This is a genomic window from Halomonas sp. PR-M31, from assembly GCF_001039575.1.
Classification (GTDB): domain Bacteria; phylum Pseudomonadota; class Gammaproteobacteria; order Pseudomonadales; family Halomonadaceae; genus Modicisalibacter.
In genome coordinates, this window is the sequence record NZ_JIBT01000094.1 from 1 (window position 1) to 7,336 (window position 7,336).

Genomic DNA, 7,336 nt, shown 5'->3' on the forward strand with positions numbered 1-7,336 from the left:
CATTCGTTTACCGTTCTTTTTTAGCGCTTAGCCCGACAATCATTCCTTGATAACAACCCTACCTCGCACCAAACCTTAAATAGGTAGTCTATTAATAAGTAGCCATTCCAACCTGTTCGCGTTAAACTTTTAACAAAACACTGTTTCTAAATAAACCTGCTTTGGAGATCAAACTATGAAGCTGACTCGTTATCTCCCTGTAATCGCATTGGGACTGCTGACCCTGGGAGGCTGCGCCAATAGCGACCTCTATTCCGGAGACACCTATCGAGGTAGCCAGGCCAAGACTGGCCAGTCGGTAACTTACGGCACCATCGAGGCATTGCGTCCGGTCAATATCCAGGCAGACGGGCCAAATCAAGGCGTGCTTGGGGGACTAGGCGGCGCGGTGATGGGCGGCCTGCTGGGTAATCAGATTGGTGGCGGTTCAGGACGTACTATCGCCACCGCCGCGGGCGCATTGGTGGCAGCATCGCCGGCAAGAAAGTCGAAGATACTGCGGGCCGCGTCAATGCCGTGGAAATGGAAGTCCGCCGGGATAGCGGCGATTCGGTAATCGTAGTGCAGAAAGCCGATCGTAACTGGCAAATAGGTCAGCGAGTGCGTCTGATCGGCAGCGGCTCCAACATGAGCGTAGCGCCTTATTGAAGTATGTTCTGTCACACTAAGATCCGTTGGATAGTAAAAAGCCTCGCCCAGATTGGGCGAGGCTTTTCGCTGTAAATATCTGATGGTCAAACAAATATTTTCCAAACAGCGGCTTGCGAGCCGGGCTGTCAATGGGCCTTGGCAATGCCCCAGCGCACTAGCTTGACCAAAATCCAGATGATGAGGGCCAGCAGTAGCAGCGTCATCAACATGGAAATTGGCTTCACGATGAAGGTAGCTCCCAGCACCGCCAAGGCGATCCCCCAGATCCAGCGATCATTTCGATTGCTCTTGAACGTCGCCGGCGTTCTGCGTTCAAAGAATTTGCCCAACTCTCCGTCCCACCCTTTCACTATCAGCGTCAGAATGAGGGCGAAGGCGATCAGCCAAATCAAGGTCGCAGTCATGATGTTACTCCTGAAGGGGAAGAATAGAGGGCTTTAAAAGGTGACGGCAGGGTACTCCAGCCCTTCTTGTCCGTGCAATAGCGACAGGCGTATTACCCTCACTGTCAGTTGAAAGATTCATTCTTGAATCATCGTCATTTAGAATCCCTCGCGCATGAAAATTCTTTGCACACCCTGACAGGCTGAGAATGGCACGTTACCATTGAAGGCACATATCTTGTCGAAAGGTTCACCTTAACATGCAGATTGCGCAGAACTCAGTTGTCGCATTTCATTACACGTTGACCAACGATTCCGGTGAAGTATTGGATAGTTCGGAAGGCCGTGAACCGCTTACCTATCTTCATGGTTCCGGCAATATCATTCCGGGCCTGGAAAAGGAACTGGAAGGACGCCAGGATGGCGACAAACTGCAAGTAACGGTTACTCCTGAAGAAGGCTACGGGGAAAATCAGCCCGCACTGGTTCAAGAGGTGCCGCGGGATTCTTTCCAGGGAGTGGAATCCATCGAGCCAGGCATGCAGTTTCAGGCACAGACCCAAGGTGGCCCGTTGATGGTCACCGTGACCAAAGTAGAAGGCGATACCGTCACCGTTGACGGCAATCATCCTCTGGCAGGTCAGAAGCTGAATTTCGACGTTGAAATTTCTGAAGTGCGCGACGCGACTCAGGAAGAAGTCGAGCATGGTCACGTGCATGGCGAAGGCGACCACGAACACTGATCACGTGTTCGGATTGCATTGAAATTGCATTAAAAAAGAGGTGGCTACGGCCACCTCTTTTTGCATTTAAATCTGTTAGCCAGCCGCTATTGCGACTGATCGGGGCATGCCGGCGCTTGAGATGATGAAGAAAAGCCTAATTGACTGAACCACGCAGTGGCATTGCCTCCTGCATTGTCACCGTCACTCATCAATGCCACTCCATTGACCTCGTTCGGCCTATTGCCAAACAGTTTACTGAAGTCTTCGCGTACATCACGCACCTCCGCAACCCATTGCCCGATATGCCGCCGACCGCTTTGCAGGGCCAGCAGCTGAGCCCGCTCGGTAAAGGCATTTATCCATTGCGTACCGACCGGCTGATTGTTGGACCAGACGTAGTTCACCGCCTGTACCTGCCAGGGCAAAATTCCTGTCTTGTACGCCACATACACTCTTGCGGGATAGTCATCTCCTGCCTTGGTGGTCTCGTCAAGCCCTTGGTAGATATCCCCAACCTTCCAGCACCAATGTAGATACGGCGTCTCGGTCAAATCAATCTCACGTTCCAGATACTTGGCGGAAGCCTGAGCGTTGGCTTCGGCCTGAAGCACCTGCTGCCCTGCCTGCGTGACCAGAGAATAACGGGTTTCACCCTCGAAGGAGCGTGTTGGCCAGGCGGCGATATCTGACGCGCTGAACTCGAGCGACTGAGCGCCTGCATCGGGTGCCATCATCAACATCAATCCTGCCGTCCCGTATCGTCCCGCCAGTTGCAGCGTTCTCATGATGCTGTCCTTTTCGATTCGAGATGCTTGAGCGTACGATAGCCACCCCAGAGCCGGGTCGCTGTGGTGATGAGGCAGGCGACAGCGAACACGATCGCCAGTAGCGCAAAATGCTGGGGCCAAACGCAAAAGGCGACAAAAGCCAGAATCGTTTCGGTACCCTCGGTTAGCCCATCGAGATAGAAAAACGCTTTATGAGTAAAATGTGGCCGCTCGATATCATGTTTGGCTGCCATGATCGCAAAGGCCAGAAACGAGCTGCCGGTGCCCATGAACGCAAACAGTAAAAGCGTTGCAGCCAAGGCGTTGGCATTGGGATTGGCCAGGGCAAAGCCCAGCACTACCGCCGCATAGAACACGAAATCCAGTGCGATATCCAAAAAGCCACCGGCATCGCTGCTGGTCTGAGTATGTCGCGCCAGAGCCCCATCCACCCCGTCCATCAGGCGATTGAGTAAAATGACCCCCAGCGCGGCGCCGTAGGCTTGCATGGCTAGCAGCGGTAGCGCCAGCAGCCCGATCACGAAACCGAGCAGCGTTACCTGATCCGGTGTGATCCGACGTTTGACCAGCGCTGCCGCAAACCGAGTCAACGGCGGCTGCACCCAGCGCATCGACCAGCGATCGAGCATGCGCTACCCCACTTCTCTTCTCATCGCTTTCAACGCCGTTTCATTCACGACTGTTGGCTATTTACGACCATGATCGCGACCGTGCCGGCGCCAGGCAAAATAACGCTCGAGCCAGCCCAGCACCCGCTCCGGCTTGTGGGCGTTCTTCCATAGTCCGGCGCTTGCCTTGGCGGCTTCCGAGAAGGTCGGGTAAGGATGGATCGTACCCAGCAGCTTGTTGAGGCCAATGCCTTGGGTCATGGCCAGGGTAAATTCCGCCAGTAGCTCTCCGGCGTGATCGCCAACGATGCTTGCCCCCAGAATGCGATCCTTGCCCGGCACCGTGAGCACCTTGATGAAACCCGTGGTTTCGCCTTCGGCGATGGCGCGATCGAGTTCGGCAAACTCATAGCGGGTGATCTCGAAGGCAATGTCCTGAGCCATGGCGTCGCGCTCATTAAGCCCTACCCGGGCCACCTCCGGTTGGGTGAAGGTCACCGCCGGCATGTTGCGGTAGTTGACGCGAAAGCGCTTGAGTTCGCCGAACAGCGCGTTGACCGTAGCGTGCCAGGCCTGATGGGCGCTGGCATGAGTCAGCTGATAAGGCCCCGCCACATCGCCACAGGCCCAGATGTTGGGGTGTAGGCTGCGCAGGGTCTCATCCACGTCCAGCGTGCCTCGAGCGTTGGTACCGATGCCCAAACCTTCCAGCCCTAGACCCGTGACGTTGGCTTCCCGACCGACGGCCACCAGCAGACGATCGAAGACCAGACGCTGGGTTTCTCCATCATGCTCGATGACCAGTACCTTGCCGTCATCGCCATGACTCGGCCCTGGTTCTATTGCAGTGGCGGTAGAGCCAAGGCGCACTTCGATACCTTCGCTGCGCATCTGTGTAAGCAGCACTTCGGCGACATCTGCATCTTCTCGGGGCAGCAGCTGGTCGGCCTGCTGCACTATCGTGACCCGGCTGCCGAGCCGGGCAAAGGCCTGACCTAGTTCACAGCCAATGGGACCACCCCCCAAAACCGCCAACCGTCCGGGCAATGTATCCAGCTGCCAGAGGTTTTCCGAGGTCAGCACCTTGATCAAATCGAGTCCGGGCAGCTCAGGCACCTTGGGCCGTGCGCCGCTGGCAATGATCACATGTCGAGTGGTCAATACCCGTTCATCGACCCGCACTTCCCAAGGAGTTTGCAGGCGAGCCTCGCCCTTGATCACCTCAACGCCCAGGGACTCATAGCGTTCCGGGCTGTCGTGGGGTGCAATCTCGTCTATCGCCCGGTGCACGTGGGTCATGACCTGCTTGAAATCGATCCGCGGCTTTTCGGCGTGAATACCGAAGCGTTCGCCGTCCCGCACCGTCTGGGCAATGCGCGAGGCGCGAATCAGCGCCTTGGAGGGCACACAACCGGTATTAAGACAATCCCCTCCCATGCGATCTCGTTCAATCAGGGCCACCCGGGATTTGACCGCGGTAGCAATGTAGCTTGCCACCAGCCCCGCAGAACCGGCGCCGATCACCACGATGTCGTAATCGAACCCCTGAGGTTTGCCATAGCGGCGCGCTATTCGACGACGCTTGACGAGATCCACGATCCAGCGCGCCAGCAAGGGGAAAATGCCGATCAGCACGAAAGAAGCAATCAGACCCGGTGAGAGAATGCCACCAAGGCTTTGCAACTCTCCCAGCTCTTGGCCAGCATTCACGTAGACCAGAGTGCCCGGCAGCATGCCCACCTGACTGACCCAGTAGAATGTCAGGGTGCGCATGCGGGTCAACCCCATCACCAGGTTGATGATGAAGAAAGGAAAGATCGGTACCAGACGCAGGGTGAACAGATAAAAGGCGCCTTCCCGATCGATGCCACGATTGATGCTGGCAAGCTGACGAGAAAAGCGCCGTTCCAGCGGCTTCTGGGCCAGAAGCCGCGCAATGAGAAAAGCCAGGGTCGCGCCGATGGCACTGGCGAAAGAGACGATTAGAAGCCCCCAACCCAGCCCGAACAGTGCCCCGGCGAGCAGGGTCAGCAATGCCGCCCCAGGTAACGACAGCGCTGCCATGGCCACATAGATGGCAAAGAAGCCACCGGCTACCAGCCATGGGTCCGCGACGAACCAGCTTTGAAAACGAGCCTGCTGATTCTTGATGTTGTCCAGGGTCAGCGCTTCATTGGCGCCACTGACAAAGAATAAAACGATTGCCAGAACGATGACGGCGAGAATGATTAGACGCTTTCGGTTCAATTTATAGTCTCCCTTGGACGCAAATTGATAAGGCGGTGATGGAAAGAGTATCGATCAAAAAGATAGTGGTTGAGCATGGGTTTTTACGTCAGGTTTCAATACCGTCGTAGGTAGCGATCAAACCTTACATATCATCGTCGACGGTAAAGAAAGATTGCATCAAGGAACTAGACAAGGCAAAACGTTTCCAATCAGTACCCTACAAAATCCATTCATGGAGAACGATGTGCGCAAGTTACTGCTTCCGTTGGCGTTGACACTAGCAGCGTCTGCCCTTCCCACTCTTGCCCTAGCCGAGAAAACCCAAGACGAGAAAACCCAGGCCGAAGATGCCACCGCAGTCTTCGCCGGAGGCTGCTTCTGGTGCATGGAAGAGGCCTACGATGAAATCGAGGGGGTCAAGGCTACCACGTCCGGTTACACCGGTGGCGAAAAGTCAAACCCCAGCTATCAACAGGTTTCCCGAGGCGAGACCCAGCACACCGAGGCCGTGGAGGTCGAATACGACCCGCAGACCGTGGACTATGCCACCCTGCTGGAAGCCTTCTGGCACAACATCGACCCCTTCGCCGAGAATCGCCAGTTCTGCGACAGCGGTGCCCAGTATCGCAGCGCCATTTTCTATCAGAACGATGAGCAAAAAAGCCTGGCCGAGAAAACCAAGAAAGAACTGGAAGAGCGCTTCGGTCAGCCGATCGCCACCCAGATCGTTCCCGCCAGTCAATTCTGGAAAGCAGAAGGCTACCATCAGGATTACTACAAGAAGAACCCGGTGCGCTATCGCTTCTACAAGGCGGGCTGTGGCCGCACCGACCGGCTGAAGGAAATCTGGGGCGACCAGGCAGGACTGCCCGGCAGCAAGTAGTGTCTTCGATACCGTTCCTGTAACGATGCCTTGGCTATGGCGCCGTTCGGCGCCATAGCCAGATAGCCAGGCTCAACGTTCCTGCCAGCACCAGCCAGGAAGCCAGTGCTATCCCCTGCCAGCCGGCCATGCTCCAGAATGGCTCGAGATAGAACCCCCCGAGCTTGCCCCGAGATAATAGAACACGAGATAGAGCGCCGTGGCGCTGCCCCGGGAGTGGGTTGCCTGGCGCCCCACCCAGCTCGACGCCATGGAGTGGCACAGAAAGAAACCAAAGGCGTTGATCACGAGGCCCAGCAAAATGACTGGCAGGGATGCGCTCAGTGTCACCAGAGTGCCGCCCATCAGGATCAGGATACCCACCATCATGCATATCGGCTGAGGTAGGCGCTGGGACAGCCTGCCGGATAGCGCCGACCCCAGGGTGCCGCCCAGATAAGTCACGAAGATCATGCCCAGCCACTGCATCGACAGGGCGTAAGGCGCTTCGTGCAGGCGAAAAGTGATGTAGCTGTATTGATTGATGAAAATGAAGAAATTGAGCCCGCCAATCAAATAGGCAGAGAGCAGCAGCGGATTGCGCAGGTGATCGGCCAGGGCCTTGAGGGCAACCTTCAGACGAAACGGCCGTGACTCGAAGCTGCGTGCCGCTGGCAATAGCCACCAGAAGACCGCGACACAAGCCAGGCTAAGCAGCCCTACTGCCATAAAGCTTGCGTGCCATCCCCCATATTCCCCGGCAAAGCCGCCTACCACTCGCCCACCGATCCCCCCTAGAGTATTGGCACTGATATAAAGCCCCACCGCCAGCATCAGGGCTCGATGATCGAATTCGTCCCCCATCCAGGCAATGGCCACTGCCGGCAGTCCTCCCAGTACCAAGCCTTGAAGCGCACGCACCAGGAGCAGCAGCATGAAATCATCGACGAACATCAGCGACAGCGAACAGAGCGCCGCCGCCAGCAGGGTAAACCGCATGATGCGATCGCGTCCGATGGCATCGGACAGCGGTCCGAATATGAGCAGTGAACAAGCCAGGGTCAGCAATGCCGCAGACATCACCAGGGAG

Annotated in this window: 7 protein-coding genes and 1 pseudogene; 3 read left to right on the forward strand and 5 right to left on the reverse strand. The window is 56.4% G+C overall.

What is annotated here, in order from left to right:
* Positions 1 to 181: 181 nt before the first annotated feature.
* A pseudogene (locus CH74_RS17525) lies at positions 182 to 648 on the forward strand (glycine zipper 2TM domain-containing protein).
* 128 nt (positions 649 to 776) lie between these two features.
* Here the strand turns inward: CH74_RS17525 and CH74_RS17530 are convergent.
* Positions 777 to 1,055 (reverse strand): hypothetical protein, encoded by a 279-nt coding sequence (locus CH74_RS17530; protein ID WP_048308830.1) that lies wholly within the window; start codon positions 1,053 to 1,055, stop codon positions 777 to 779.
* A gap of 239 nt (positions 1,056 to 1,294) precedes the next feature.
* Between CH74_RS17530 and CH74_RS17535 the strand changes: the two genes are divergently transcribed.
* Positions 1,295 to 1,777, forward strand: coding sequence for a peptidylprolyl isomerase (locus tag CH74_RS17535; protein WP_048308831.1), 483 nt, complete (start codon positions 1,295 to 1,297; stop codon positions 1,775 to 1,777).
* 86 nt (positions 1,778 to 1,863) lie between these two features.
* On the opposite strand, the gene CH74_RS17540 is transcribed toward CH74_RS17535, so the two are convergent.
* The 3 genes from CH74_RS17540 to CH74_RS17550 are packed head-to-tail and all read right to left on the reverse strand — an operon-like array spanning position 1,864 to position 5,402.
* On the reverse strand, positions 1,864 to 2,544 hold the full coding sequence (locus tag CH74_RS17540; protein WP_048308832.1) for a DUF3047 domain-containing protein: 681 nt from the start codon (positions 2,542 to 2,544) through the stop codon (positions 1,864 to 1,866).
* Positions 2,541 to 3,176, reverse strand: coding sequence for a CDP-alcohol phosphatidyltransferase family protein (locus CH74_RS17545; protein ID WP_048308833.1), 636 nt, complete (start codon positions 3,174 to 3,176; stop codon positions 2,541 to 2,543). The genes CH74_RS17540 and CH74_RS17545 overlap by 4 nt, the downstream gene beginning before the upstream one ends.
* A gap of 57 nt (positions 3,177 to 3,233) precedes the next feature.
* On the reverse strand, positions 3,234 to 5,402 hold the full coding sequence (locus CH74_RS17550) for an FAD-dependent oxidoreductase (RefSeq protein ID WP_048308834.1): 2,169 nt from the start codon (positions 5,400 to 5,402) through the stop codon (positions 3,234 to 3,236).
* 226 nt (positions 5,403 to 5,628) lie between these two features.
* Between CH74_RS17550 and msrA the strand changes: the two genes are divergently transcribed.
* Positions 5,629 to 6,267 carry a peptide-methionine (S)-S-oxide reductase MsrA gene (msrA, locus tag CH74_RS17555; protein WP_253273118.1) on the forward strand — a complete coding sequence of 213 codons (639 nt, stop codon included), beginning with the start codon at positions 5,629 to 5,631 and terminating at the stop codon, positions 6,265 to 6,267.
* A gap of 108 nt (positions 6,268 to 6,375) precedes the next feature.
* On the opposite strand, the gene CH74_RS17560 is transcribed toward msrA, so the two are convergent.
* Positions 6,376 to 7,336, reverse strand: a 961-nt coding sequence (locus tag CH74_RS17560) for an MFS transporter (protein ID WP_367379137.1), incomplete at its 5' end; no start/stop codon positions are given.

What these genes read in the sequence shown, in the direction of transcription:
- CH74_RS17530 (WP_048308830.1), bottom strand. Translation starts at nt 1,055, where the DNA reads ATGACTGCGACCTTGATTTGGCTGATCGCCTTCGCCCTCATTCTGACG.
- CH74_RS17535 (WP_048308831.1), top strand. Translation starts at nt 1,295, where the DNA reads ATGCAGATTGCGCAGAACTCAGTTGTCGCATTTCATTACACGTTGACC.
- CH74_RS17540 (WP_048308832.1), bottom strand. Translation starts at nt 2,544, where the DNA reads ATGAGAACGCTGCAACTGGCGGGACGATACGGGACGGCAGGATTGATG.
- CH74_RS17545 (WP_048308833.1), bottom strand. Translation starts at nt 3,176, where the DNA reads ATGCTCGATCGCTGGTCGATGCGCTGGGTGCAGCCGCCGTTGACTCGG.